The sequence below is a fragment of the Tepidimonas fonticaldi genome (genome assembly GCF_007556755.1).
In the GTDB taxonomy this organism is placed as follows: Bacteria; Pseudomonadota; Gammaproteobacteria; order Burkholderiales; family Burkholderiaceae_C; genus Tepidimonas; species Tepidimonas fonticaldi.
The window spans coordinates 1-25,606 of record NZ_VJOO01000032.1; the positions used below are offsets into that span (position 1 = coordinate 1).

Annotated in this window: 19 protein-coding genes and 2 pseudogenes; 19 read left to right on the forward strand and 2 right to left on the reverse strand. The window is 67.4% G+C overall.

Annotated features, from left to right (window positions below):
- Positions 1 to 233 precede the first annotated feature (233 nt).
- Positions 234 to 2,174, forward strand: a complete 1,941-nt coding sequence (gene glmS / locus Tfont_RS12315; RefSeq protein WP_143969658.1) for a glutamine--fructose-6-phosphate transaminase (isomerizing) — start codon at positions 234 to 236, stop codon at positions 2,172 to 2,174.
- 38 nt (positions 2,175 to 2,212) lie between these two features.
- Here glmS and Tfont_RS12320 read toward each other — a convergent pair whose 3' ends face one another.
- Entirely contained in the window at positions 2,213 to 2,638 is a 426-nt protein-coding gene (locus Tfont_RS12320; protein WP_143969659.1) for a type II toxin-antitoxin system YhaV family toxin, read from the reverse strand.
- 46 nt (positions 2,639 to 2,684) lie between these two features.
- Between Tfont_RS12320 and Tfont_RS12325 the strand changes: the two are divergent.
- The 11 genes and pseudogenes from Tfont_RS12325 to Tfont_RS12375 form a co-directional block, all read left to right on the forward strand.
- Positions 2,685 to 2,834: pseudogene (locus Tfont_RS12325) on the forward strand (IS481 family transposase); the annotation flags it as partial.
- Positions 2,835 to 3,438: 604 nt separating this feature from the next.
- The gene (locus Tfont_RS12330) at positions 3,439 to 4,335 is read left to right on the forward strand and encodes a WYL domain-containing protein (RefSeq protein WP_143969660.1); all 897 of its coding nucleotides are present in this window, start codon (positions 3,439 to 3,441) and stop codon (positions 4,333 to 4,335) included.
- 2 nt (positions 4,336 to 4,337) lie between these two features.
- Complete coding sequence (locus tag Tfont_RS12335) at positions 4,338 to 7,868, forward strand: helicase-related protein (protein ID WP_143969661.1); 3,531 nt, start codon at positions 4,338 to 4,340, stop codon at positions 7,866 to 7,868.
- 202 nt (positions 7,869 to 8,070) lie between these two features.
- Positions 8,071 to 8,256, forward strand: a complete 186-nt coding sequence (locus Tfont_RS12340; RefSeq protein ID WP_185974532.1) for a hypothetical protein — start codon at positions 8,071 to 8,073, stop codon at positions 8,254 to 8,256.
- Between the two features lie 12 nt (positions 8,257 to 8,268).
- Positions 8,269 to 11,142, forward strand: a complete 2,874-nt coding sequence (locus tag Tfont_RS12345; protein WP_143969662.1) for a DUF1156 domain-containing protein — start codon at positions 8,269 to 8,271, stop codon at positions 11,140 to 11,142.
- A gap of 11 nt (positions 11,143 to 11,153) precedes the next feature.
- On the forward strand, positions 11,154 to 12,326 hold the full coding sequence (locus Tfont_RS12350; protein ID WP_143969663.1) for an AAA family ATPase: 1,173 nt from the start codon (positions 11,154 to 11,156) through the stop codon (positions 12,324 to 12,326).
- 8 nt (positions 12,327 to 12,334) lie between these two features.
- On the forward strand, positions 12,335 to 12,904 hold the full coding sequence (locus Tfont_RS12355) for a DUF4276 family protein (protein WP_260682384.1): 570 nt from the start codon (positions 12,335 to 12,337) through the stop codon (positions 12,902 to 12,904).
- Positions 12,901 to 15,759 (forward strand): ATP-binding protein, encoded by a 2,859-nt coding sequence (locus Tfont_RS12360; protein ID WP_143969665.1) that lies wholly within the window; start codon positions 12,901 to 12,903, stop codon positions 15,757 to 15,759. Before Tfont_RS12355 ends, Tfont_RS12360 begins: the two co-directional genes overlap by 4 nt.
- Before the next feature lie 250 nt (positions 15,760 to 16,009).
- Positions 16,010 to 16,315 carry a hypothetical protein gene (locus tag Tfont_RS12365; RefSeq protein ID WP_143969666.1) on the forward strand — a complete coding sequence of 102 codons (306 nt, stop codon included), beginning with the start codon at positions 16,010 to 16,012 and terminating at the stop codon, positions 16,313 to 16,315.
- A complete protein-coding gene (locus tag Tfont_RS12370) occupies positions 16,267 to 16,731 on the forward strand; it encodes a rhodanese-like domain-containing protein (protein ID WP_143969667.1) in 465 nt (154 codons plus the stop codon). Before Tfont_RS12365 ends, Tfont_RS12370 begins: the two co-directional genes overlap by 49 nt.
- Positions 16,732 to 16,744: 13 nt before the next feature.
- The gene (locus Tfont_RS12375) at positions 16,745 to 17,707 is read left to right on the forward strand and encodes a metal ABC transporter solute-binding protein, Zn/Mn family (RefSeq protein ID WP_260682385.1); all 963 of its coding nucleotides are present in this window, start codon (positions 16,745 to 16,747) and stop codon (positions 17,705 to 17,707) included.
- Positions 17,708 to 17,720: 13 nt separating this feature from the next.
- Here Tfont_RS12375 and selD read toward each other — a convergent pair whose 3' ends face one another.
- Positions 17,721 to 18,797, reverse strand: coding sequence for a selenide, water dikinase SelD (gene selD / locus Tfont_RS12380; protein WP_143969668.1), 1,077 nt, complete (start codon positions 18,795 to 18,797; stop codon positions 17,721 to 17,723).
- Between the two features lie 41 nt (positions 18,798 to 18,838).
- On the opposite strand from selD, the gene mnmH reads away from it, so the two are divergent.
- The 7 genes and pseudogenes from mnmH to Tfont_RS12420 form a co-directional block, all read left to right on the forward strand.
- Positions 18,839 to 19,903 carry a tRNA 2-selenouridine(34) synthase MnmH gene (mnmH, locus tag Tfont_RS12385; protein ID WP_143969669.1) on the forward strand — a complete coding sequence of 355 codons (1,065 nt, stop codon included), beginning with the start codon at positions 18,839 to 18,841 and terminating at the stop codon, positions 19,901 to 19,903.
- Between the two features lie 21 nt (positions 19,904 to 19,924).
- The gene (locus Tfont_RS12390) at positions 19,925 to 20,410 is read left to right on the forward strand and encodes a DUF3429 domain-containing protein (RefSeq protein ID WP_058616761.1); all 486 of its coding nucleotides are present in this window, start codon (positions 19,925 to 19,927) and stop codon (positions 20,408 to 20,410) included.
- Positions 20,411 to 20,514: 104 nt separating this feature from the next.
- Entirely contained in the window at positions 20,515 to 21,546 is a 1,032-nt protein-coding gene (locus Tfont_RS12395) for a sulfate ABC transporter substrate-binding protein (protein ID WP_082668502.1), read from the forward strand.
- Between the two features lie 4 nt (positions 21,547 to 21,550).
- A complete protein-coding gene (gene cysT, locus Tfont_RS12400; protein ID WP_058616760.1) occupies positions 21,551 to 22,417 on the forward strand; it encodes a sulfate ABC transporter permease subunit CysT in 867 nt (288 codons plus the stop codon).
- 1 nt (position 22,418) lies between these two features.
- Positions 22,419 to 23,399 (forward strand): sulfate ABC transporter permease subunit CysW, encoded by a 981-nt coding sequence (gene cysW / locus Tfont_RS12405; protein WP_143969670.1) that lies wholly within the window; start codon positions 22,419 to 22,421, stop codon positions 23,397 to 23,399.
- Entirely contained in the window at positions 23,396 to 24,499 is a 1,104-nt protein-coding gene (locus tag Tfont_RS12410) for a sulfate/molybdate ABC transporter ATP-binding protein (protein ID WP_058616758.1), read from the forward strand. The genes cysW and Tfont_RS12410 overlap by 4 nt, the downstream gene beginning before the upstream one ends.
- A 102-nt stretch (positions 24,500 to 24,601) precedes the next feature.
- Positions 24,602 to 25,427, forward strand: a pseudogene (locus tag Tfont_RS12420) (AMP-binding protein); the annotation flags it as partial.
- Between the last annotated feature and the right edge of the window lie 179 nt (positions 25,428 to 25,606).

The following is a 25,606-nucleotide window of genomic DNA, read 5'->3' on the forward strand; positions in this document are numbered from 1 at the left end:
CGCCTCATTGCGGCCGTGCGCCTCATCGGCCGGTGGCTCGCCCAGCGGCGGCCAACCGAGTCCAGTGGCGCCAACCCTGCCCAGCTGCGGCTAAGGGCGGCGTGAAAATGAATTTTTCAGGGACGACCAAAGACTGCAAAAAAATTACTCTATTGAGTGAAAAATGTAAACCCATGACTCGACCGAATCGGTACCCTACCGGCTTGGCATGACACGATGCGGAGGACGGATCGATGTGCGGAATCGTCGGGGCGGTGGGCACCACGGACGTGGTGGGGGTGCTGGTGCAAGGCCTGCAGCGGCTGGAGTACCGGGGGTATGACTCGTGCGGGCTGGCCGTGCACCAGGGGGCGCCGCTGGCCGACGCCGCGGGGCGGATGACTCCGGTCGAGGCGGCGGCTCGCGGGCTGGCGCGCGCGCGCAGCACGGCACGGGTGGCCGAGCTGCGCGCGCAGGTGCAGGCGGAGGGGCTGCGCGCGGCCACGGGCATTGCCCACACGCGCTGGGCGACGCATGGCGCGCCCACCACGGCCAATGCGCATCCGCACGTCAGCCATGGGCCCGGGGTGCGCGCGGGCGAACGGCCGGCGCGGGTGGCGCTGGTGCACAACGGCATCATCGAAAACCACGAAGCCCTGCGCGCCGAGCTGCAGGCACGCGGCTATGTGTTCGAGAGCCAGACCGACACCGAGGTCATCGCGCACCTGATCGACAGCCTGTACGACGGCGATTTGCTGGAGGCGGTGCGCGCGGCCACGGCCCGCCTGCACGGCGCGTATGCGATTGCGGTGCTGCACCACGACGAGCCGCAGCGCCTGGTGGGGGCACGCGCCGGCTCGCCGCTGGTGCTGGGGCTGGGCACCGCGGCGGATGGCCCGGCGGCCCATTACGTGGCCAGCGATGCGCTGGCGCTGGCGGGCGTCACCGACCGCATCGTGTTCTTGGCCGAGGGGGATCTGGTCGATGTGGCGCTGGGGCGCTACCGCATCGTGGGGGCGGACGGCCGCGCCCTGGACAGCGCCGCACGCCCGGTCAGGACCGTGCAGGTGGGCAGCCAGGACGTGGCGCTGGGCCCCTACCGCCACTACATGCAGAAGGAGATCTTCGAGCAGCCGCGCGCGCTGGCCGACACGCTGGAGGGCGTGGAGGGCATCGTGCCGGAGCTGTTCGACGACCACGGCATCCGCTCGCGCGCGGCCTGGCGCGTGTTTGCGGAGATCGACCGCGTGCTGATCCTGGCCTGCGGCACCAGCCACTACGCGGGCTGCGTGGCGCGCTACTGGCTGGAGGCGATCGCCGGCGTGCCGACGGTGGTGGAGATCGCCAGCGAATACCGCTACCGCACGAGCGTGGCCGACCCGCGCACGCTGGTGGTGGTGGTTAGCCAGAGCGGCGAGACCGCCGACACGCTGGCCGCGCTGCGCCACGCGCAGGCGCTGGGCATGCGCCAGACGCTGGCGATCTGCAACGTGGCCACCAGCGCCATGGTGCGCGAGTGCGAGCTGGCTTACGTGACGCGCGCCGGGGCGGAAATCGGCGTGGCCAGCACCAAGGCGTTCACGACGCAGTTGGCGGCGCTGTTCCTGCTGACGCTGGTGCTGGCGCAGGCCAAGGGGCGCCTGACGGCCGAGGACGAGGCGCGCCACCTGCGCGCGCTGCGCCACCTGCCGGCGGCGCTGCAGGCGGTGCTGGCGCTGGAGCCGCAGGTCATCCGCTGGGCCGAGGACTTCGCCGGCAAGGAGCACGCGCTGTTCCTCGGCCGCGGGCCGCACTACCCGATCGCGCTGGAGGGGGCGCTCAAGCTCAAGGAAATCAGCTACATCCATGCCGAAGGCTACCCGGCCGGCGAACTCAAGCACGGGCCGCTGGCGCTGGTGACCGGCGCGATGCCGGTGGTGACGGTGGCGCCCAACGACGCGCTGCTGGAAAAGCTCAAGAGCAACATGCAGGAGGTGCGCGCGCGCGGCGGGGTGCTCTATGTGCTGGCGGATGCCGACACGCGCATCGCCAGCGGCGAGGGCCTGCACGTCATCCGCATGCCGGAGCACTACGGGGACCTGAGCCCGATCCTGCACGCGGTGCCGCTGCAGCTGCTGGCCTACCACACCGCCTGCCTGCGCGGTACCGATGTGGACAAGCCGCGCAACCTGGCCAAGAGCGTGACGGTGGAGTAGGCGGCCCCCGGCCGGATGCCCCTCGGTTCAGGCCGAGTCTAGCCCCGCAGGCCAGAAAGCGGGGGGCCTGCCAGCCGATCCAGGCGCATGGGCTCGGCGCGTGCTTCGGCCAGCAACTGGTCCCAGTCCGACGGCGGTCGACCACTGTCGAGCATCCGGCGAAAGACCCGATAGGCATCGTGGGGGCTGTCGTGCGCCCGCAGCGTCCCTTTGTCGTTGACCCAGGCGTAAACGATCACCCTGGCCTGGGCGTGGAATCGAAAAAACAACCGGTATTGCTGGAAGAATTTGGCACGGAACCAGTGCTTGTGTTCCGGTCCGAGTGTCTGGCCCGGCCGGTACTCTGCCCGGGCCGGGTCCTGCGGAATCACTTCGAACGCGAGCTTGCCGATGGCGGCCAGGCGTTTGGTCGCATTTTTGTGGATGTAGCTGTCGTGTCCCGGATGATTGGTTAATTGGTTCACGCCGTAGTTTACTCTTGGCCCGAGAGGTCATGCTGGAGCTGAAACGATGCATCTGAGGCTGCACAAGAACGCCACCACGACACCCAGGATCCGCGCCGAGATCCAGGTCAGCAAGGAGCCCATGAGGGTTCTGGCCCAGCGCTTTGGCGTGAGTGTCTCCACCATCGCTCGCTGGAAGAAGCGTGCATCGGTTCATCCTGTGCGAACTGTCTCAACCAGTATCTGCCGCCGAGCTCGCCGTACCTTGATGCAAGACGAGGTGAGCAGTGCAGATTCGGTAACCAACGGCCGACCAATTCACAATCGCAACCCGGAAGCCGGAAACCCGCGCCAGTGCTGGCTCTGGCTCGGTGAACGCTCACGAGCCCAGCAGAGAAAAACGGCAGCAGAGAGGCGAGAAGTACTCCGAAACGGCGTCGTTTGGCGGTGCAGCGCTCACGAGGCAACGGGCCGGAACCGCGCCAACACTGGCGCTCAGGGCAAAAAAATCCCAACCGATAAGGGTTGGGATTTTGGGTTTTGGTGGCGGAACACGGAACCGAACCCGCGTCCGTCGATAGCGTCCGATGGCAAGCCAACGCCCTTGAGGGCGGCCATTTCTACGAATCGGCCACGGCCATCGGCCGAGCGCCGCGGCTTGGGCCTCGGAACGACTCCCTCAGCTACCAGCCAGCCAACTCTCGCCTCGCACAGTTACATCATCATCTTTTTAAGCCGCACTTACGGCGTGCTTGTATCTGTATTGACGTTCGATCTGGATGCTCGTATGCTCACCACTAAGCAACCGAGCCACTACAACCATGTCGAGCGACCGACTCCCGGAAATGACCCAGGCGCAACGCGACCGGCTCGCGTTCGTCGAGTTGCGCCTGCGGTTTGTTGGCGAGATCCGCCGCCAGGACTTGGTGACGCGCTTCGGCATCCAGGCTGCGGCGGCCACGCGGGACATCGCCCAGTACAAGGAGCTGGCCCCAGGCAATATGGAGTACGACACCAAGGGCAAGGTCTACGTCCGTGCCGCTTGGTTCCGCCCCCTGTTTGACTTCCCCGCCGAGCGGATCCTCACTTGGTTGTCCCAGGGCTACGGTGACGGCGAGCCCATCCGCTGGAAGGGTGTCGTGGCACAGGAGGGCACCAGCCTGCCGGGCAAGATTGATCTGGATCTGCTGTCCGTCCTGACCCGCGCCATTCACCAAGGCGCCGCTGTTGAGGTCGCCTATCGCGCACTGTCGAGCGGGCTGACGACCCGGGAGATCGTCCCGTTCGCACTGGCCGACAGCGGCCTTCGTTGGCACGTCCGCGCCTTCGACCGGCGCAGCGGTGAGTTCCGCGACTTCGTGTTGGGACGCCTCGACGCCGCCCGCATCCTGCCCGGCCCTGTGGCCGACCACGAGAAGCCCGATCAGGACATCCAGTGGAACCGGATCACCGAGCTCGAGCTCGTGCCGCATCCGGCCAACGTGCAGCACCCCGACACCATCGAGGCCGAGTACGGCATGGACGGCGGCGTGCTCAAGGTGCGGACCCGTGCGGCGATGGCCGGCTACCTGTTGCGCCGCTGGAACGTGGACTGCACCGAAGACCACAGCCTCAAGGGTGGCGAGTATCACCTGTGGCTGCGCAATCGCCAGGCGCTGTACGGCGTCACGAACCTGGTGCTCGCCCCGGGCTACGACACGACAAGCAAGGAGGGTTGAGCGTGCTGAAGCTCGAACAGATCCAGAAGAGCGCGGCCATCTCGGGCCTGGAGCCCGGGCAGGTCGTGCGCATCGTCACGACAGAGCCGGTCGGTGACAACGCCCTCACCGTTTACTACAAGACCGCCGACGGCTCGCTGCGCGAGCGGATGCTGTTCCGCACAGACGAGGCCAACCTGTCGTTGGCCGAGGCCGGCCGCCCCTGGGCCTTCGACGCCCCGGGCGAGGAGTTCAAGCTCGCCACCGAGGCCTACCGGATCAACCTGGCCCACCTGTTCGATCCGATGATGGCGGTGCACACGTCGAACGTGGAGCCGCTACCGCACCAGATCACGGCGGTCTACGAGTCGATGCTGCCGCGCCAGCCGCTGCGCTACGTGCTGGCCGACGACCCCGGTGCTGGCAAGACCATCATGGCGGGCCTCTTCATCCGCGAGCTGCTGATGCGCGCGGATGCCAAGCGCGTGCTGATCGTCGCCCCCGGCAGCCTGGTCGAGCAATGGCAGGACGAAATGTTCGAGAAGTTCGGCCTGTCGTTTGCGCTGTTCTCGCGGGAGCAAGTCGAACAGTCGCGCAGCGGCAACCCCTTCGACGACCATGACTTGCTGGTCGCCCGCGTCGATCAACTGGCCCGCGCTGAAGACCTCCAGGAGAAGCTGCGCCTGTCGCGCTGGGACCTGGTGGTGGTCGATGAAGCCCACAAGCTCTCGGCCAGCTACTTCGGCAACAAGGTCAACAAGACCAAGCGCTTTCAGCTGGGCGAGCTCCTGGGCTCGATCACCCGCCACTTCCTGCTCATGACGGCCACGCCGCACAACGGCAAGGAAGAGGACTTCCAGCTGTTCATGTCGCTGCTGGACGCCGACCGCTTCTACGGAAAGTTCCGTGACGGCGCGCACAAGGTGGACGTGTCCGACCTCATGCGTCGCATGGTCAAGGAGGAACTGCTCAAGTTCGACGGCACCCCGCTGTTCCCCGAGCGCCGGGCCTACACCGTCAACTACAAGCTCTCCGACCTCGAAGCCGCCCTGTACGCGGCCGTCACCGATTACGTCAAGGAGCAGTTCAACAAGGCCGACCAGTTGGCCGACAGTGGGCGCAAGGGCACGGTGGGCTTCGCCTTGACGGCGCTGCAGCGCCGCCTGGCCTCCAGCCCGGAGGCCATCTATCAGTCGCTTAAACGGCGGCGCAACAAGCTCAAGCGCCGCGTCGAGGAAGAAAAACTCCGTCAGCGCGGCCAGTCACTGGCCGAGACGCTGGGTGGCAACAACGGCCTGCCAGACGACGTGTGGGAAGCTGCCGACGCCCTGTCGCCCGAGGACTATGAGAACTTCGAAGAGGCCGTGGTCGACCAGGCCACGGCGGCCCAGACCATCCAGGAACTGGAGGCCGAGATCATCATCCTCGAAGGCCTGGAAGAGCAGGCCCGCCAGGTGGTGCATTCCGGTCAGGATCGCAAGTGGGATGAGCTCTCCCGCCTGCTGCAAGACACGCCGGAGATGCGCGACGCCGAGGGGCGACAGCGCAAGCTCATCATTTTTACTGAGCACCGCGACACGCTGAACTACCTGGCGGTGAAGATCCGCGGCCTCATCGGCAGCGAAGAAGCCGTGGTGATGATCCACGGTGGGGTCAAGCGCGAAGAGCGCCGCAAGGTGCAGGAGCTGTTCCGCAACGACCCCACGGTGCGCGTGCTGCTGGCCACGGACGCGGCGGGCGAAGGCGTGAACCTGCAAAACGCCAACCTGATGGTCAATTACGACCTACCCTGGAACCCCAACCGCCTGGAGCAGCGCTTTGGCCGCATCCACCGCATCGGCCAGACTGAGGTCTGCCACCTGTGGAACATGGTGGCCGCCGAGACCCGCGAGGGCGACGTCTTCCAGCGCTTGTTCGAGAAGCTGGAGGTGGAGCGCCAGGCCCTGGGCGGCCGTGTGTTCGACATCCTGGGCGAGGTCTTCGAGGACAAGCCCCTCAAGGACCTGCTGATCGAGGCCATCCGCTACGGCTCGGATCCCGAAGTCCGAGCCCGCCTGCTCAAGAAGGTGGAAGGCGCGCTGGACACCCAGCACCTTGAAAACATCATCAAACGCAATGCGCTGTGCGAAGAGGTGATGGACGAGAAGCGCCTGTTCGCGGTGAAGGAGGAAATGGAAAAGGCCGAGGCCCGCAAGCTGCAGCCCTTCTTCATCCGCGCCTTCTTCAAGCAGGCTTTCCAGCAGTTGGGCGGCGAGCTGCGCCCGCGTGAGCCTGGGCGCTACGAAATCACCAACGTCCCGGCCATCATCCGCGAGCGCGACCGGCAAATCACCGGCCGCGACCGCCGCAATGCCGACCCGGTGCTACGCCGTTACGAGCGCGTCTGCTTCGAGAAGCAGTACGTGCGGCTGACCGACCGTGTCGGCGCCCCGATGGCCAGCCTCATCCATCCCGGTCACCCCTTGATGCAGGCGGTCACCGACCTTGTGCTGGAAGCTCACCGCAACAAGCTCAAGCAAGGGGCGGTATTGGTGGACCCGAGTGATATGGGCATCACCCCGAAGGTGATGTTCATTGTCGATCACGCCGTCAAGGAAGGGGCAGACCCCGCGCGCATCGTCTCGCGTCGCATGCAGTTCGTCGAGATCGACCCGCAGGGACACGCCATCAACGCCGGCTGGGCGCCCCACCTGGACCTGGAGCCCATTGCGCCTGCCGACCTCGAGTTGATCGAAGACGTGCTGGCCGCCCCGTGGATCGCCAAAGACCTAGAGCAACAGGCCTTGGCCCATGCCGGAAGCTTTCTGGTGCCCGAACACTTCGATGAAGTGCGCACCCGCCGCGAGCAGGCGGTGGACAAGACCTTGGCTGCTGTGCATGAGCGTCTGGTCAAGGAAATCAACTTCTGGTCCGACCGCTACATCAAGCTGCAGGAGGACATCGCTGCCGGCAAGGATGTGCGCCTGACGCTGGAGAACGTGCGCCGCACCATCGACGACCTGACCGCACGCCGCGAATCGCGCGAGAAGGAGCTGTTGGCCATGCGTCATGTGGTCTCCGCCACACCGGTCGTGCTGGGCGGTGCGCTGGTGATCCCGGCGGGCCTCTTGCTGCAGCGCAAGGGCGAGCCCGGCTGGTCGGCGGATGCCGACGCACGCAGCCGCATCGAGCACATCGCCATGCAGGCGGTGATGAACGCCGAACGCGCGCTGGGCCATGAGGTCATCGACGTCTCGGCGCAGAAGTGCGGCTGGGACGTCACCAGCATCCCCAAAGCCCTCGACGGCCGTCTGCCCACCTCGCGCCACATCGAGGTCAAAGGTCGCGCCAAGGGCCAGACCACGATCACCGTCACCCGCAACGAGATCCTCTATGGCCTCAACCAGGCGGACAAGTTCGTCCTGGCCATCGTGCTCGTGGACGGCGACCAGCATGAAGGGCCGTACTACATCCGCAAGCCCTTCACCCAGGAGCCCGACTGGGCGGTGACCAGCATCAACCTGGACCTGGACGCGCTGCTCGCGCGCGCCACGACCGCGGAGGGCTCGCTGTGAGCCTGGGCTGCCCTCAGAAACAGAAACGCCCTCACGGGGAGGGCGTCGGGCCAGGGCTGCTCACCTTGGCGGGGCTGCAAGAAGAGACGCCTCCCGAGGGAGGCGTCGGGCCGGAGATGCTATCTCCGGCGGGGTTAATGCGCCATATTGTCGTCAGACCAGGCTCTGCTGTCAAGCCGAGCAGCGTTTCCGGAGGCCAGCCATGCAGCGCGTGACGGCCTACGTGGACGGCTTCAACCTCTATTTCGGCTTGAAACAGTCGAGCCTCAAGCGCTGCGCCAACGGCTACCTCAACATTGGTGAAGACAAGCTGCGCGCCAGCCAGCTGCCCGAACAACTCACCAAGCCCGATGGCTACGTGCTCGCACGCCCGGCCACCTGGCGCTAAAAGGTTTGCAACATGACCGCCATCAAAACCCCCAAAAAACTCATCGAAGTCGCCCTGCCGCTGGACGCCATCAGTTCAGGGTGTGAGCAGGAAAAGAATCCTTTCCTAAAAAGTCACCCCAGATCCATGCACCTGTGGTGGGCGCGCCGGCCGCTGGCGGCGGCGCGGGCCGTGATCTTCGCGCAGATGGTCAACGACCCCGGCTACGAACGCCACCTGGGCCGCGGCGTCAACAAGCAAAAGGCCGCCGCTGAGCGCGAGCGCCTGTTCAAGATCATTGAAGACCTGGTGCAGTGGGAGAACACCAACAACGAGGAAGTCCTCGAACGCGCCCGCGCCGAGATCCGCCGCTCCTGGCGCGAGACCTGCGAACTTAACAAGAACCATCCGCAGGCAGCCGAGCTGTTCAATCCGGACAAGCTGCCCGCCTTCCACGACCCGTTTGCCGGCGGCGGCGCCATCCCGCTGGAGGCGCAGCGCCTGGGGCTGGAAGCCTGGGCGTCTGACCTCAACCCCGTGGCGGTGACGATCAACAAGGCGATGATCGAAATCCCGCCGCGTTTTGCCGGCCGCGCGCCGGTGGGGCCTCTGCCCCCGGGCGAGAAGCAGGCCAAGTTGCATGAAGACTGGCGCGGCTCGCGCGGGCTGGCTGAGGATGTGCGCCGCTATGGCGCTTGGATGCGCGAGCAAGCCGAAAAGCGCATCGGCCACCTCTACCCCAAGATCGCAGTCACCGCCGAGATGGCGCGCGAACGGCCAGACCTCAAGCCTTTGGTCGGGCAGAAGCTCACCGTGATCGCCTGGTTGTGGGCGCGCACGGTAAAGAGCCCGAACCCGGCGTTCAGCCACGTCGATGTTCCGCTGGCATCGACCTTCGTGCTCTCCAGCAAGGCGGGCAAGGAGGCGTATGTGCAGCCGGTGGTGGAGGGCGACCAGTACCGTTTTACGGTGAGGGTGGGCACGCCGCCGGAAGAAGCGAAGGACGGAACCAAAGCCGCCGGTCGTGGCGCAAACTTCCGCTGTGTGCTGTCGGACATGCCCATCGGCGGCGACTACATCAAGGGCGAGGGGCAGGCCGGGCGCATGGGCGCAAGGCTGATGGCTATCGTCGCCGAAGGCGCGCGTGGTCGCGTCTATCTGGCACCGACTCAAGAACACGAGGATGCCGCTCGACAGGCGCAGCCCACTTGGAAGCCCTCCGGTAATGTGCCTGCCCGCCTTACGGGGGGCACATGCGTTCCCTACGGTCTGACCGAATGGGGCGACCTCTTCACCCCCCGCCAACTGGTGGCGCTGACCACGTTCTCCGACCTGGTGCAGGAGGCCATCGAAAAGTGCCGGCAGGATGCGCTGGCCGCCGGCATGACCGACGATGGCATCGGGCTGGACGCCGGCGGCACCGGCGCGACGGCGTATGCGCAGGCGGTGGGGGTGTATTTGGCTTGCGGGATTAGCCAAATTTCTCGTTATGGCTGCACTATTTGCAGTTGGAATAAAACCAATGAAAACGTTGCTCAGGCTTTCGGCCGTCAAGCAATCCCAATGGTATGGGATTTTGCTGAGTCAAACCCTATCTATGGTTCTCTAAATATAGTTGCAACTACAGAATGGCCAGCGTCAGCCATTTGTTCATTTGGATCTCACGGTTTTGCTTTTCAGGCTGACGCACAAACTCAAAGTGTTGCTCAGGGCAAGGTCGTATCCACTGACCCTCCCTACTACGACAATATCGGCTACGCCGACCTATCGGATTTCTTCTACGTCTGGCTGCGCCGCTGCCTCAAGCCCATCTTTCCGGGTCTCTTCGCCACGCTCGCCGTGCCCAAGGCCGAGGAGCTGGTGGCCACGCCCTACCGCCACGGCAGCAAGGAGGCGGCAGAAGCCTTTTTTCTGGAGGGCATGACCCGCGCCATTCGGAATCTGGCCGAGCAGGCGCACCCGGCCTTTCCGGTCACCATCTACTACGCCTTCAAGCAAAGCGAAACCACCGACGAGACCGGCACTAGCAGCACCGGTTGGGAGACCTTTCTGGAAGCCGTGATAGGCGCCGGCTTTTTCATTACAGGTACTTGGCCAATTCGTACTGAGCGCACTCGTGGGTTGAAGGGTGAAGTAAACGCCCTCGCCTCCAGCATCGTGCTGGTCTGCCGCAAGCGCGCGCCGGATGCGCCCACGGTCAGCCGCCGTGAGTTCATGCGCGAACTCAACGCTACGCTGCCCGAGGCGCTGTACGAGATGACCCGCGGTGGCGTGAACTCTCCCGTCGCCCCGGTGGACCTGTCGCAAGCCATCATCGGCCCCGGCATGGCGATCTTCAGCCAGTACGCGGCGGTGCTGGAAGCCGACGGCACGCCCATGAGCGTGCGCACCGCGCTGCAGCTCATCAACCGCTTCCTGGCGGAAGATGACTTCGACCACGACACCCAGTTCTGCCTGCACTGGTTCGAGCAGCAGGGATGGGCGAGCGGCAAGTTCGGTGAGGCCGACGTGCTGGCCCGCGCCAAGGGCACGGCGGTTGCTGGCCTGGTGGAAGCGGGCGTGGTGGAAGCGGCCAAGGGCAGCGTGCGCCTGCTGAAGTGGCAGGAGCTTTCGGCCGATTGGTCGCCCGAAACGGACAGCCGCACCCCGGTGTGGGAGGCACTGCACCAGATGATCCGCGCGCTCAACCGGGAGGGTGAGTCGGCCGCCGGCGCGCTGCTCGCCCGCATGCCAGCCCGTGCCGAACCCATCCGCGCGCTGGCCTACCGCCTCTACACCCTGTGCGAGCGCAAAGGCTGGGCCGAGGACGCCCGGGCTTACAACGAACTCGTCACCGCCTGGAGCGCCATCGAGCAAGCGGCCAGCGAAGCTGGCGTGGTCGGCTCGCAAGCGCAACTGGACATCTGAGGAGCAGGCACATGCAGATCGAAGCGATCGAGATCGAGAACTACCGCGCGTTCCGCCACGCGCGGCTGGACAAACTGCCGCGCCTGGTCGCGCTCGTCGGCGCGAATGGCACAGGCAAGAGCACCTTGTTCGATGTGTTTTCGTTCCTCAAGGATGCCTTGGCCTTCAATGCCGGCAAGGCGGTGGCGCGCCGCGGCGGCATGCGCGAGCTCAGAAGCCGCGGCCAGAGCGGCCCGGTGCGCATCGAGATCAAGTTCCGGGAATCAGGCGGGCGGCTCGCCACCTATGAGCTGGCGGTGGATGAAGTTGACGGGCGGATCATGGTCGAGCGCGAAGTGCTCAAGTTCCGCCGTGGCCAGCGCGGCAAGCCCTGGCATTTCGTGGATTTTTCGCGCGGCCGCGGCACGGCCATCACCAACGAGCAGCAGTATGGCGAGGAAGGCGCCGAAGAGCACCGGGCCGAATACGCGCTGGACGAGCCCGACGTGCTGGCCATCAAGGGCCTGGGGCAGTTCAAGGATTTCCGCGTGGTGGCGGAGTTTCGCAGCCTGATCGAGCACTGGCAGATTTCGGACTTTCACATTGCCGAGGCGCGGCCATCGACCGAAGAGGGCTACGCCGAGCATCTGTCCACCCGCGGCGACAACCTGGCGCAGGTGGCGCAGTACCTCTACACCTACCACCGCGAGCGTTTCGACGCCGTGCTGGAGGCGATGAAGCGGCGCGTGCCGGGCGTGAGCCACATCGATGCCAAGCCAACGGAAGACGGACGTCTGGTGCTGCGCTTTCAGGACGGCAGCTTCAAGGATCCTTTCATCGCCCGCTTCGTGTCGGACGGCACGATCAAGATGTTTGCGTATCTGGTGCTGCTGCACGACCCGAAGCCCTTCCCCTTGCTGGCCGTGGAGGAGCCGGAAAACCAGCTCTACCCCGAGCTCTTGCCGGAGCTGGCAGAGGAGTTCCGCGCCTATGCGCAGCGCGGCGGCCAGGTGTTCGTGTCCACGCATTCGCCGGATTTCCTGAACGCCTTGCAGCTCGACGAGATTTACTGCCTGAAGAAGGAAGGTGGCTTTACCACCATCACGCACGCCAGCGACTCGGAAAACCTGCGCGCCTTGGTCGAAGCGGGCGATCTGCCCGGCTACCTCTGGAAGCAGGGCTTGTTCGAGGGGCTCAATCGATGACCGGTCGGGTGATCTTTCTGCTCGAAGAGCCGTCGATGAAGGCTTTTCTGGTCGAATTTCTGCCGCGCCTAATTCCCGGCTGGTGCCATGAAGAGCACTTTCTGCTCGTGCCGCACGAGGGAAAATCGGATCTCGAGAAAAGCATCGCCCGCAAGCTTTCGGCGTGGCGGGAGCCAGGGGCGCGCTTCGTCATCGTGCGTGACAACGACGGCGCCAATTGCGCAGCGCTCAAGGCCCGCTTGTTGGGCCTGTGCCAGGGTGCGTCTCGTCACGTGCTGGTGCGTTTGGTGTGCCAGGAACTGGAAGCGTGGTATCTCGCGCAACCCGACGCATTGGCGGGGACCTATCCATCGAGGGCCAAAGCGATCAAGCGAATGGCCCGCCGCCACAATGACCCCGATGCGTGCGCGAAACCGTCGCGTGAGTTGGCTCGGGTGATTCCGGAATTCCAGAAACAGGACGCAGCGCGGCGACTTGCGCGATTGCTCGCCGTCGATGACACCCGGTCGGCCAGTTTCCGGGTTTTCGTGTCTGGTGTTCAGCAACTGGCTGCATCCGCAGGAGGTATGGCCCCATGACCCTCAAACCCTGGCGCGAGATCGTTGTCCCACACGAAGACGTGCTCCGTGGCACGTTCCAGCAGGCCGAGTTCGCAGCCGACCTCTCGCGCGTCCATGAACGCACGGCCACGACCGAATACCAGAATCCGGCACTGTTCTTTGCGCGCACCTTCATCACCGAGGGCATGCGCCTCTTGCTCGACTCGGTGGTCAAGCGGCTGTCAGGCAAGGGGGGCGACCCGGTCATCCAGCTGCAGACGGCCTTCGGCGGCGGCAAGACGCACACGATGTTGGCGGTCTACCACCTGGCCAAGGGCGAGGTGCCGGTCAGCGACCTGCCGGGCATCCCAGCCATTCTGGATGCCGCCGGCATCACCGAGCTGCCGCGCGCCCGCATCGCGGTGCTGGACGGCATCAAGTCCTCGCCCAACCAGCCGGTGCAGCGCGAGGGGCAGACGATCCGCACGCTGTGGGGCGACCTGGCGTGGCAACTCGGTGGCGCCGAAGGCTACGCCCTGGTGGCCGACGCGGACGCCTCGGGCACGTCGCCGGGCAAGGCGGTGCTGGAAACGCTGCTCGCGCGCTGCGCGCCATGCGTGATCCTCATCGACGAGCTGGTGGCCTACGTGCGCCAGTTCGAGGAGGGCAAGACGCTCACCGGCGGAACGTTCGACTCGAACCTGTCGTTCGTACAGGCGCTCACCGAGGCGCTGAAGGCCGTGCCCACTGCCGTGCTGCTGGCCTCGCTGCCCGAATCGGACAAGGAAGCCGGCAGCCAGCGCGGTGTGAAGGCGCTGGCTTCGCTTTCGCACTACTTCGGCCGCGTGCAGGCACTGTGGAAGCCGGTGGCCACCGAGGAAGCGTTCGAGATCGTGCGCCGCCGCCTTTTTACCAACATCAACGACAAGCTGGCGATGGAGTCGGTCTGCCGCGCGTTCGCGGACTACTACATCGCCCACCGCGAGGACTTTCCCCAGGAGACGCAGGACAGCAAGTACTTCGAGCGCCTGGTCCACGCCTATCCCATCCACCCCGAGGTGTTCGACCGCCTGTACGAGGACTGGTCCACGCTGGACAACTTCCAGCGCACCCGCGGCGTGCTGAAGCTGATGGCCAAGGTTATCCATCGCCTGTGGAAGGACGGCAACAACGACCCGTTGATCATGCCTGGCAGCGTGCCGCTGATGGATGCCGACACGCGCAACGAGGCCATCTACTACCTGCCGCAGGGCTGGGACCCAGTGATCGAGCGCGACGTGGATGGCGAGCGCTCCGAGACCTGGGAGATCGAGAACAAGGACACCCGTTTCGGTAGCGTGCAGGCCTGCCGCCGCACTGCCCGCACGATTTTCCTGGGCAGCGCTCCGCATTCCGTCCAGATCGCGTCCAACCAGCTGGTGCGGGGGTTGGAGCTGGAGCGCGTGCTGCTGGGTGTCGCCCAGCCCGGCCAGCAGGTCAATCTTTACAAGGATGCGCTGAGGCGCCTCTCCGACCGGCTGCACTACCTGAACCACGCCAACAACCGCTTCTGGCTGGACACGCGCCCGAACCTGCGGCGCGAGATGGAAGAGCGCAAGCGCCGCTTCCAGGACAAGGAGGACGTGTTCCCCACGATCCGAGAGCGCGTGCAGCGCAGCTTTGCCAGCGGCGTCTTCGGCGGCATCCACATCTTCACTGGCAGCGGCGACGTGCCGGACGACTGGGCATTGCGGCTGGTGGTGCTGCCGCCAGATGCGGCCTTCAGTAAAAGCGGCCAGAGCCTGGCAGTGGAGCGCGCCACCGAGATCCTGAAGAAGCGCGGCGACCAGCCCCGCTTCAAGCAGAACCGCCTGATCTTCGTGGCAGCGGACTACGACAGCGTCAGCCGCCTGAAGGACCACGTGCGCTCGTTCCTGGCATGGCGCAGCATCGTCGGCGACTACAAAGACAACCGCATCGTCCTCGACAACCTGATGGCCAAGCAGGCGCAAGCCAGCCTGGAGCAGGCCGAGGAAACCGTGCGGCGGATGATTCGTGAGACCTATAAGTGGCTGCTGGCCCCGGTGCAAGAGGCGCGGCCGGGCAAAGGTCTGTCTGAGGTGATGTGGGAGCATTTTCCACTCAACCCGGGCGCGCAGAACTGGTCACAGGAAATTGAACGCGTCCTCAAGGAGAACGAGCTGCTCATCAGCGAATGGGCTCCGATCCACTTGGCCAAAGTGCTGAAGGACTGGTTCTGGAAGGATGACGTCAAGGACGTTCCGGCGCTCACCGTCTGGCAGCAGAGCTGCCAGCAGCTCTACCTGCCCCGCCTGAAAGACGACACCGTGTTCCAGAACACGATGGCCGCGGGCGCTGAGAGCCGTGAGTTCTTCGGCTTCGCCCAGGGCAAGGAAGATGGTCGCTACATCGGCTTCAGCTACGGCAAGCGCACCTCGCTCATCATGGACGCGTCGCTGTTGCTGATCGAGCCTGTCGCCGCAGCAGCCTACATGGAGGCGCTGCGCGCGGCGGAAGAGGCCTCCCGTGCGAAGGCCGCCGACGCCAGCGGCGGTGGGGCAACGACGACCGTTCCCACCGGCGGCGGCATGCCCCGCGCGGAGGACTCGGCCAAGGGTGGCTATGCCACGGGCGGCGGCATCGCGGGGCAATCGATCAAGAAGCAGTTCTACGGCAGCATCGAGCTCGACCCGTTCCTGGCGAAGAAGCAGTTCGCCGATCTGGTCGACGAGGTCGTTCAGCAGTTCACCATGCGCCCCGGCGTCAAGGTGAAGATCGCCATCGAGATCCAGGCCGAATCGGCCACCGGGTTCGACGATGGACTGCAGCGCGCCGTGAAGGAAAACTGCAACGTGCTGAAGTTCAAGAACGCTGAGTTCGAGACCGGCGAATAGGGGCCGCCGTGGGGATCATCGACAAAACCACATACCGACTGACCTGCCCGAAGTGCGGCGCTGTTGAGAAGGCGAACGTACTCGACAAGGGATCGAACTGGAGCGGATCGCACTGGCAATCTGGCGCAACGTTCGAGCGGTTCGAAACGTCTTGGTCTGGTGGCGGCAGTACCGAGCCCGACCTGACCTCGGCGACCTGCAGGCAGTGCGGTGTAGCCGCTCAGCGCAGCGCCTCGTAGGTCCGCCACACATGCCCAAGAAGAAGAGCATCAAGGGTTCGGCCAACGAGTTCAAGGCCGAAGCCGACAAGATCCTGGCCTTCCTGACGGCATCGGCGGGCCTCGGGGATGAACATGTCTCGTGGTGTCACGATCTGGCGATCATCCGCCTCTATCGAGCCTTCGAATCGTTGATGCTGGACACGCTGGTGGGCGCGCTCAACAACGACACGTCGACGCTGTCCACCAAGACGGGCTTCTCCTTTCCCAAGCATCTGACATATGACACATGCGCCTGCGCCCTTATGCCCTTGCCGCCGCCTTGCTGGCCAGCCTGACGCTGGCCCCCGTGGCCCACGCCGACAACAAGGCCGCCGTGATCGACGAGATGGCGGCCTATCTGGACTTCGTCGACTACGGCGGCGGGGTGATTTTTGCCGAGCAGATCCCGAAGGAGGAGTGGGCCCGCATTCTGGTCATCGACGCCCGCGATGCGGCCCAGTACGCCAAGGGGCACATCCCCGGGGCGATCCACATGGACTGGCGCCAGGTGCTGGCACGCCGCAGCGAAATCCCCCGCGACCGCATGGTGCTGATTTACTGCAACACCGGCTCCCTGTCGGCGCAGGCGGGCTTTGCGCTGCGGGTGGCGGGTTGGGACAATGTGCGCATCCTCCAGGGCGGCATGGAGGAGTGGAAGGCCAAGGGCGGATTCGACGCTGCCGCCAAGGCCGCAGCGCCCGCGCGCCACTGATGGGAGTGTGTGCATGCTGCAATCCGTGGGGGTCGAGGGGTGGTCGCGGCGCGGGCTGATGCGTTGGGCGGGTGGGGTGGCCGTGTCGATGCTGGCGGGGGTGTCGGCGGTCCGGGCGGAAGGGGCTTTGCCCGTCGTCGCCAGTTTCAGTATTCTGGCCGACCTGGTGCGCCAGGTGGGGGGCGATCGGGTGCAGGTCGATGCGCTGGTGGGCCCCGATGCCGATGCGCATGTGTTCCAACCGTCGCCGGCGGACGTGCGGCGGGTGGCCGCTGCCCGGCTGGTGGTGCTCAACGGGCTGGGCTTCGAGGGCTGGATGGAGCGTCTGCTGCGCAATGCCGCCTACCGTGGCGCCGTGGTGCGCGTGACGGACGGGATGGAGCCGCTGAAGGCCGCCGGCCACGACCATGGCCATGCGCACGGTCATGCCCACGGCGAGGCCGACCCCCACGCCTGGCAGGATGTGCGGCAGACCATGGGCTATGTGCAGCGCATCGCCCAGGCCCTGTGTGCCGCGGATGCGGCCGGCTGTGAGCACTACCGGGCGCGTGCCGCCACGTACACCCAGGCGCTGGAGGCGCTGGACCGGGAGATCCGCGAGGCCTGGGCCGCGATCCCGCCCGCGCAGCGCAAAGTGGTCACCTCGCACGACGCACTGGGGTACTACGCCCGCGCGTACGGGGTGCGCATTCTGCCCGCGCAGGGGGTGTCCACCGACAGCCAGCCGTCGGCGGCGGGGGTGGCGCGGCTGATCCGCCAGATCCAGCGTGAGCAGGTGCGCGCGATTTTCGTGGAGCGGCTGGCCGATGCCCGGCTGATCGAGCAGATTGCGCGCGAGACGGGGGTCCGCCCGTCGCCGATCCCCTTGTACGCGGATGCGCTGTCCCCTGCGGGCGGGCCCGCGCCGGACTATCTGGCGCTGATGCGCCACAACACCCGCGCCATGGTAGAGGCGATCCGGGGCGCGGCGCGCTGAACCCCGGGTGGGGTCAGCGCAGGCGCAGGCCGGGCGACGTCCCCGCGGGAGCGGCTTGCAGTTGCCCGATCACCCAGCCGGGCTGGCCCTGCGCCTGCGCGAACGCGGCCTGCACGGCCTCCAGCGCTGGTGGCGCGCACGCCACCAGCAGGCCGCCGCTGGTTTGCGGGTCCGTCACCAGGGTTTGCCACAGGGCGCGGTCGCCCTCGGGCAGGGCCGATAGGTTCACTGACTCGCCATAGCTGGCCCAGTTGCGGCCCGATGCGCCGGTCCCAATGCCCTGCCGCACCAGCGCGCGGCTGATCTCGAGCACGGGCAGGGCCGCGCTGTCCACGGTGGCCAGCAGGCCGGCGGGGCGGCACATCTCCAGCAGGTGGCCGGCGAGTCCGAAGCCGGTCACATCCGTCATGGCATGCACCCCGGGCAGGGGCCCGAGCACCGCCCCCGCGCGGTTGAGCAGCGTGGTCCAGCGCCGCATCTGGGCGTAGCCGTCGGCGTCCAGCAGGCCTTTCTTGAGGGCGGCGGACAGCACGCCCACGCCCAGCGGCTTGCCCAGCACCAGCACGTCGCCGGGCCGTGCGCCGGCGTTGGTCTTGATGTGATCCGGGTGCACCGTGCCGATCGCGGCCAGGCCGTAGATCGGTTCCACGGTGTCGATGGAGTGGCCGCCGGCCAGCACCACGCCCGCGGCCCGGCAGGTGGCGGCCCCGCCTTCGAGCACGCGGCCGATCACGGCCTCCGGCAGCTGGTTGATCGGCATGCCCACCAGGGCCAGCGCCAGCAGGGGCTGGCCGCCCATCGCGTACACGTCCGACAGCGCGTTGGTGGCCGCGATCGCGCCGAAATCGAACGCATCGTCCACGACGGGCGTGAAGAAGTCGGTGGTCGCCACCAACGCCAGGTCGTCGCGCAGGCGGTAGACTGCGGCGTCGTCGCTGGTGGCCGTGCCCACCAGCAGCTCGGGGGGCGCCAGGTGCGGCGGCACCTGGGCCAACAGCCGCTGCAGCACCGCCGGAGCGATCTTGCAGCCGCAGCCGCCGCCGTGGGCCCAGGCGGTCAGTCGGTTCGGGTCACGTGTCTCGGTGTTCATCGTCGTCCCATTTGCCGTACGGCAGTATTTGCAGCCTTGCCATGGCCGCCAAACCGGATATTGTCACCCTGGATCAGATCGGTGCGTTCGACACGCTGATCGACGCCCGCAGCCCGGCGGAGTTTGCGCTCGACCACCTGCCGGGCGCGATCAACCTGCCGGTGCTTGACGATGAGGAGCGCCGCATCGTCGGCACCCTCTACAAGCAGACCGGCGCCTTCGAGGCGCGCCGCATCGGCGGGGCCTGGGTGGCGCGCAACATCGCCCGCCACATCGAGGCCGTCATGCAGGACCGGCCCGCGCGCTGGCGCCCGCTGGTGTACTGCTGGCGCGGCGGGCAGCGCAGCGGCTCGTTTGCGCTGTGGCTGCGCCAGATCGGCTGGGCCGCGGCGCAGTTGCAGGGGGGGTACAAGGGCTACCGGCGCTGGGTCGTGGAGCAGCTCGACGCCCTGCCGCCGACGCTGGACTGGCGGGTGATCGCCGGTCCGACCGGCAGTGGCAAGACGCGGCTGCTGCAGGCCCTGGCCGCCCGCGGGGCGCAGGTGCTGGATCTGGAGGCGCTGGCGCGCCACCGCGGCTCCATCCTGGGCGCGTGGCCCGACGGGCAGCCGCAGCCCAGCCAGAAGGCCTTCGACACCGCGCTGGTCGATGCGTTGCGGCGCTTCGACCCCGCGCGGCCGGTGTGGGTGGAGGCCGAAAGCCGCAAGATCGGCGCCGTGCAACTGCCCGAGGCGATGGCCGCCGCGCTGCAGCGTGCCCCCCGCGTGCAGGTGGAAGTGCCGTTCGCCGCGCGGCTGGCGCTGGTGCTGCAGGACTATGTCTGGCTGGGGCGCGATCCGCAGGCGCTGGCGTTGCGCCTGTCGGCGTTGCGCGGCCTGCAGTCCAACGACACGCTCGCCCGCTGGCAGGACTGGGCGCAGGCGGGGCGATTGCCGGAGCTGTTTGCCGAGCTGATGACGCACCATTACGACCCGCTGTACCGGCGTTCGCAGGAGCGAACGGCGGCTGGGCGCGTGCTGCCCGTGACCGCGCTGGACGCGGCCGGACTCGACCGCGCCGCCGCCGAACTGCTCGATGACGCCGGCATGCCCCCCGTTTTCCGATGACTTGCCGCAGGAAGCACCCGCATGGCCCTCGATGACCGCGACGATCCCGACCGTACCGCCCCCTTGCCGGCCGCGGCCGCCTGGCTGGGGTACGGTGGTCTGCTGCCGTTTGCCGCCGGTGCCGCCGGCGCGTGGTTGGCCTCGGGCTTTGCCCAGGCGGCCATCGGCGCGGCGCTGCTGTGCTATGGCGGGGCCATCCTGAGCTTTCTGGGCGGCATCCACTGGGGCTGGGGCGCACAGGCAGGGGCAGATCGGGTGGCGGCGCGCCTGGGCTGGTCGGTGTTGCCCTCGCTGTGGGCCGCGGCGGCGATGACCGCGGGCCTGCTCACCGGGCCCCGGGTCGGCTACGGCGCGCTGGTCGCGGGCCTGCTGTTGTGGCGGCTGCTGGAGGCGGCGGTCTGCCCGCCGGGCCCGGTGGCGCCGTGGTACCCGCGCCTGCGCCGCCACCTGACGTTTGGCGCCAGTGCGTGCCTGGTGCTGGCGGCGCTGGCCTCCCAATCGGCTTGATATGCCTAAAGGCAATAAAGAAATCAGAAAAATATCGTTTGAGTTTTGAGGTGCGCCGCTCAGAATCCCCGGCCATGTCATCCGACCCGCCGGAGGAATTCCCGATGCGACGCCGCTCCTTCACCCGTGGCCTGTGGGCCGCCCCCCTGTCTGCCCTGGCGCTGGTCGCCGGCCTGACCGCCACCCCGCCGGTCCACGCCCAGTCGGCCACCCTGCTCAATGCCTCCTACGACGTCGCGCGGGAGTTCTACAAGGACATCAATGCCGCCTTCGTCGCGCACGTCAAGAAGACCAGCGGCCGTGACGTGACGGTGCAGCAGTCGCATGGCGGCTCCAGCGCCCAGGCGCGTGCCGTGGCGGACGGGCTGGACGCCGACGTCGTGACCATGAACACGACCACGGACATCGACTTCCTGGCCGAGCGCGGCGTCGTCGCCAAGGACTGGGCGCAGCGCTTCCCGCACGGTGCGGCGCCCACCACGTCCACCATGCTGTTCCTGGTGCGCCAGGGCAACCCCAAGAACATCCGCGACTGGGACGACCTGGTCAAGCCGGGCGTGCAGGTGGTGGTGGTCAACCCCAAGACGGGCGGAAATGGCCGCATGGCCTACCTGGCCGCCTGGGGGCAGGTGCTGGCGCGCGGCGGCACGCCCGAGCAGGCGGCCGACTTTGTGCGGCGGCTCTACCGCAACGTGCCGGTGCTGGCGCGCGGCGGCCGGGATGCCACGGGCGTGTTTCTGCAGCGCGGCATTGGCGATGTGCTGATCACCTTCGAGTCCGAGGTGGTGTCGGTGGACCGCGAGTTTGGCGCCGGCAAGGTCGACGTGGTGCACCCGTCGGTCAGCATCGTGGCCGAGAACCCGGTGGCGATCGTCGAGCGCACCGTGCAGAAGAAGGGCACGCGCGATCTGGCCAAGGCCTACCTGGACTTCCTGTACACCGAGGAGGCGCAGGAAATCGCGGCGCGCCACGCCATCCGCCCCCGCAATGAGGCGGTGCTGCGCAAGTACGCCGCCACCTTCAAGCCGCTCAAGCTGTTCACGGTGCAGCAGCACTTCGGCAGCCTGGCCGAGGCGCAGCGGGTGCACTTCAACGACGGCGGCCAGTTCGACCAGCTCTACACCGCGGGGCGCTGAGGCCATGACCGCGATCACGCTTGTCGCGACGGGGCCGGCCGTCCCGCGCAGCACCGGGCGGCGGGTGCTGCCGGGCTTCGGGCTGACGCTGGGCTACACCGTCATCTACCTGAGCCTGGTGGTGCTGATTCCGCTGACGGCGCTGGTGGCCAAGACGCTGACGCTCGGCTGGACGGAGTTCTGGGACGCGGTGACGGCGCCGCGCGTGCTGGCCGCGTTTCGCCTGACCTTTGGCGCGTCGCTGCTGGCGGCGATGGCCAACGCGGTGGCCGGTCTGCTGGTGGCCTGGGTGCTGGTGCGCTACCGGTTTCCGGGCAAGCGGCTGGTCGACGCGCTGGTGGACCTGCCGTTTGCGTTGCCCACCGCGGTGGCCGGCATCTCGCTGGCGGCGCTGCTGGCCGGCAACGGCTGGATCGGGCAGTGGCTGGAGCCGTGGGGCATCCAGCTCGCCTTCCAGCCCGCTGGCGTGGTGATCGCGCTCATCTTCATCGGGCTGCCGTTCGTGGTGCGCACGGTGCAGCCGGTGCTGGAGGACGCGGAGCGCGAGCTGGAGGAGGCCGCGCAGTGCCTGGGCGCGACGCGCTGGCAGACCTTCCGCCACGTGATCTTCCCGACCATCCTGCCGGCGCTGCTGACGGGGTTTGCGCTCGCCTTCGCCCGCGCGGTGGGCGAGTACGGCTCGGTGATCTTCATCGCCGGCAACGTGCCGATGGTGTCGGAGATCGTGCCGCTGATCATCATCGGCAAGCTGGAGCAGTACGACTTCGCCGGGGCCACGGCGGTGGCGACTGTGATGCTGTTGGCGTCGTTTGCGCTGCTGCTTGTCATCAATGCGCTGCAGGCCTGGCAGCGCCGTCGTGCGGGGAGCTGACATGGGAATCCCGACCTCCACTCGCGTCGGGGCGCGCGGCCCCCAGACCACCGAGGCGCCCTGGGTGCGCTGGACGCTGACGGTGCTGGCGCTGGGCTTCATGGCCCTGTTCCTGGTGCTGCCGCTGCTGGCCGTGTTTGCCGAGGCGCTGCGCAAGGGCTGGGATGCCTACTGGAGCGCCTTGCAGGAGCCCGACGCCTGGGCTGCCATGCGGCTGACGCTGCTGACGGCTGCGATTGCGGTCCCGCTCAACCTGGTGTTCGGCGTCGCCGCGGCGTGGGCGATCGCCAAGTTCGAGTTCCGCGGCAAGGCCCTGTTGACCACGCTGATCGACCTGCCGTTCTCGGTCTCGCCGGTGGTGGCGGGGCTGATCTATGTGCTGGTGTTCGGCGCCCAGGGCTGGCTGGGGCCGTGGCTGGCCTCGCATGGTATCCAGATCATCTTCGCCGTGCCCGGCATCGTGCTGGCCACCGTGTTCGTGACCTTCCCCTTCGTCGCGCGCGAGCTGATCCCCCTGATGCAGGCGCAGGGCAACGAGGAGGAGCAGGCGGCCCTGGTGCTGGGCGCCAGCGGCTGGCAGACCTTCTGGCACGTCACGCTGCCCAACATCCGCTGGGGCCTGCTGTACGGTGTCATCCTGTGCAACGCGCGCGCCATGGGCGAGTTCGGCGCGGTGTCGGTCGTCTCCGGCCACATCCGCGGGCTGACCAACACCATTCCGCTGCACGTGGAGATTCTCTACAACGAGTACCAGTCGGTGGCGGCCTTCGCCGTGGCGTCGCTGCTGGCCCTGCTGGCGCTCGTCACGCTGGTCATCAAGACCGTGGCCGAGTGGCGCATGCAGCGCGAGTGGCGCGCGCTGGCCGAGCTGCCGCCCGAGCGGCCCAGCGCCGGGCCGCAGACCGCAGGCGACGCCTGGCGTCCCGCCACCAGGGCCGCTGCGCTCCCCGTTTCCTCCCCGCTTTCCGGAGTCCGCGCATGAGCATCGAGGTCCAGCGCATCAGCAAGCGTTTCGGTCATTTCGTCGCGCTCGACGACGTCAACCTGCACATCGACTCGGGCGAGCTCGTCGCCCTGCTGGGGCCGTCGGGCTGCGGCAAGACGACGCTGCTGCGCATCATCGCCGGGCTGGAGTCGCCCGACGCCGGCGCCATCCGCTTCGAAGGCGAGGACGCCACCGACCGCCACGTGCGCGAGCGCAACGTCGGCTTCGTGTTCCAGCACTACGCACTGTTCCGCCACATGTCGGTGTTCGACAACGTGGCCTTCGGCCTGCGCATGAAGCCGCGTGGCCAGCGCCCGTCCGAGCGCCAGATTCGCGACCAGGTGATGTCGCTGTTGCAGCTGGTGCAGCTGGACTGGCTGGCCGACCGCTACCCGGCGCAGCTCTCGGGCGGACAGCGCCAGCGCATCGCCCTGGCGCGCGCGCTGGCGGTGGAGCCCAAGGTGCTGCTGCTGGACGAACCGTTTGGCGCCCTGGACGCCAAGGTGCGCAAGGAGCTGCGCCGCTGGCTGCGCCGCCTGCACGACGAGCTGCACGTGACCAGCATCTTTGTCACCCACGACCAGGAGGAGGCGCTGGAGGTGGCCGACCGCGTGGTGCTGATGAACCACGGCCGCATCGAGCAGGTGGGCAGCCCGCAGCAGGTCTGGGAGCAGCCGGCCAGTCCGTTTGTGGTGGGCTTCCTGGGCGATGTCAACCTGTTCCACGGCCGTGTCCATGAGGGCCTGGTGCACCTGGGCGACGGTGTGACGCTGGACCTGCCCGAACATGCCGACGCGCGCGACGCCCAGGCCCTGGCCTATGTGCGCCCGCACGAGCTGGACGTCGCGCCGCTGGCCGATGGCACAGGCCTGCCGGCGCGCCTGGAGCGCGTCCTGGTGGTGGGCCCACTGGCCCGGCTGGAACTGCGGCCGCTGGCCCCAGCCGACGGTGGTGCCGTTCCTGCCGTGCTGGAGGCCCACGTGCCGGCCGAACGCTGGGCCGCCCTGGGCCTGCGTGAGGGCGACACCGTGCGCGTGGCGCCCCGCACGGCGCGCGTGTTCCTGCGTGCGGAAACGGCTGCCGACACCGTGGCCTGAAGGATCGGTTGACCGACGGCCTCCCGCCGTGGGCCGTGATTGTTCGGGTTGCAGGTGGGGCGGGCCTGGCGTTAAGGTCGTGGCTTTACGTCGGGAGATTCCATGCACCTTGCGCAACTGCTGGTCCGGCAGGCCCGCCTGGCGGGTGACCGCCCCGCCATCTTCCATGGCCCCCATCGCTGGGCCACCCATGCGCAGTGGGCCGCTCGCTGCGCCGGGCTGGCGCAGCGCCTGCGCCAGCAGGGCCTGCAGCCGGGGGAACGGGTGCTGATCTTCATGCGCAACCACCCGCGCTACCTGGAGATCCTGTGGGGCGCGCTGGGGCTTCGTCACCGCCGACGTGGCGCCTGCCCCGCTGCGCGGACTGCAGCGGCAGATGGATGCCGAGTCGGCCGAGGCCGACGCCCTGCTGGCGCCGCTGCCGGACTGGAGCGCGTACCCGCCGCTGGATCGCGCGCCCGACGACCTGGCCTGGCTGTTCTACACCAGCGGCACGACCGGCCGCCCCAAAGGGGTGATGCTGACGCAGCGCAACCTGATGACGATGGGGTTGACCTACTTTGCGGACGTGGACCCGATCGATCCGGGTGATGCCATCGTCTATGGCGCGCCGATGTACCTGGCCGATATCGAGCGCGCGTTGCGCGTGATGGGGCCGCGCTTCGTGCAGATTTACGGCCAGGGCGAATCACCGATGGTGATCACCGCGCTGGCGCGGCGGCACCTGACCGACACCGGCCACCCGCGCCACCGCGAGCGGCTGGCCTCCGTGGGGGTGGCGCAGACGCCGGTGCAGGTGCGCGTGGTGGATGCGCATGGGCGCGACCTGCCGCTGGGCGAGGCCGGCGAGGTGCTGGTGCGCGGCGATACCGTGATGGCTGGCTACTGGCGCAACCCCGAGGCCACCGCCGCCGCCCTGCGCGATGGGTAGCTGTGGACCGGCGATGTCGGTGCGCTGGATGCGGACGGTTTTTTGACCCGGTGCGCGGCAAGCCTCGGCCTTCAGGCCGGGGAAGGATAGCGCGGACGCCGTAGGCGTCCCATAGGCCAAGCGTATCATTTCGCCCATGCAACGTCTGCAAGCCTTCAGATACGAACTGATGCCGA

Coding starts and splice junctions, on each gene's coding strand:
- glmS (WP_143969658.1), top strand. CDS start 234: ATGTGCGGAATCGTCGGGGCGGTGGGCACCACGGACGTGGTGGGGGTG.
- Tfont_RS12330 (WP_143969660.1), top strand. CDS start 3,439: ATGTCGAGCGACCGACTCCCGGAAATGACCCAGGCGCAACGCGACCGG.
- Tfont_RS12340 (WP_185974532.1), top strand. CDS start 8,071: ATGCAGCGCGTGACGGCCTACGTGGACGGCTTCAACCTCTATTTCGGC.
- Tfont_RS12345 (WP_143969662.1), top strand. CDS start 8,269: ATGACCGCCATCAAAACCCCCAAAAAACTCATCGAAGTCGCCCTGCCG.
- Tfont_RS12350 (WP_143969663.1), top strand. CDS start 11,154: ATGCAGATCGAAGCGATCGAGATCGAGAACTACCGCGCGTTCCGCCAC.
- Tfont_RS12360 (WP_143969665.1), top strand. CDS start 12,901: ATGACCCTCAAACCCTGGCGCGAGATCGTTGTCCCACACGAAGACGTG.
- Tfont_RS12365 (WP_143969666.1), top strand. CDS start 16,010: ATGCCCAAGAAGAAGAGCATCAAGGGTTCGGCCAACGAGTTCAAGGCC.
- Tfont_RS12370 (WP_143969667.1), top strand. CDS start 16,267: ATGCGCCTGCGCCCTTATGCCCTTGCCGCCGCCTTGCTGGCCAGCCTG.
- Tfont_RS12375 (WP_260682385.1), top strand. CDS start 16,745: ATGCTGCAATCCGTGGGGGTCGAGGGGTGGTCGCGGCGCGGGCTGATG.
- selD (WP_143969668.1), bottom strand. CDS start 18,797: ATGAACACCGAGACACGTGACCCGAACCGACTGACCGCCTGGGCCCAC.
- mnmH (WP_143969669.1), top strand. CDS start 18,839: ATGGCCGCCAAACCGGATATTGTCACCCTGGATCAGATCGGTGCGTTC.
- Tfont_RS12390 (WP_058616761.1), top strand. CDS start 19,925: ATGGCCCTCGATGACCGCGACGATCCCGACCGTACCGCCCCCTTGCCG.
- Tfont_RS12395 (WP_082668502.1), top strand. CDS start 20,515: ATGCGACGCCGCTCCTTCACCCGTGGCCTGTGGGCCGCCCCCCTGTCT.
- cysT (WP_058616760.1), top strand. CDS start 21,551: ATGACCGCGATCACGCTTGTCGCGACGGGGCCGGCCGTCCCGCGCAGC.
- cysW (WP_143969670.1), top strand. CDS start 22,419: ATGGGAATCCCGACCTCCACTCGCGTCGGGGCGCGCGGCCCCCAGACC.
- Tfont_RS12410 (WP_058616758.1), top strand. CDS start 23,396: ATGAGCATCGAGGTCCAGCGCATCAGCAAGCGTTTCGGTCATTTCGTC.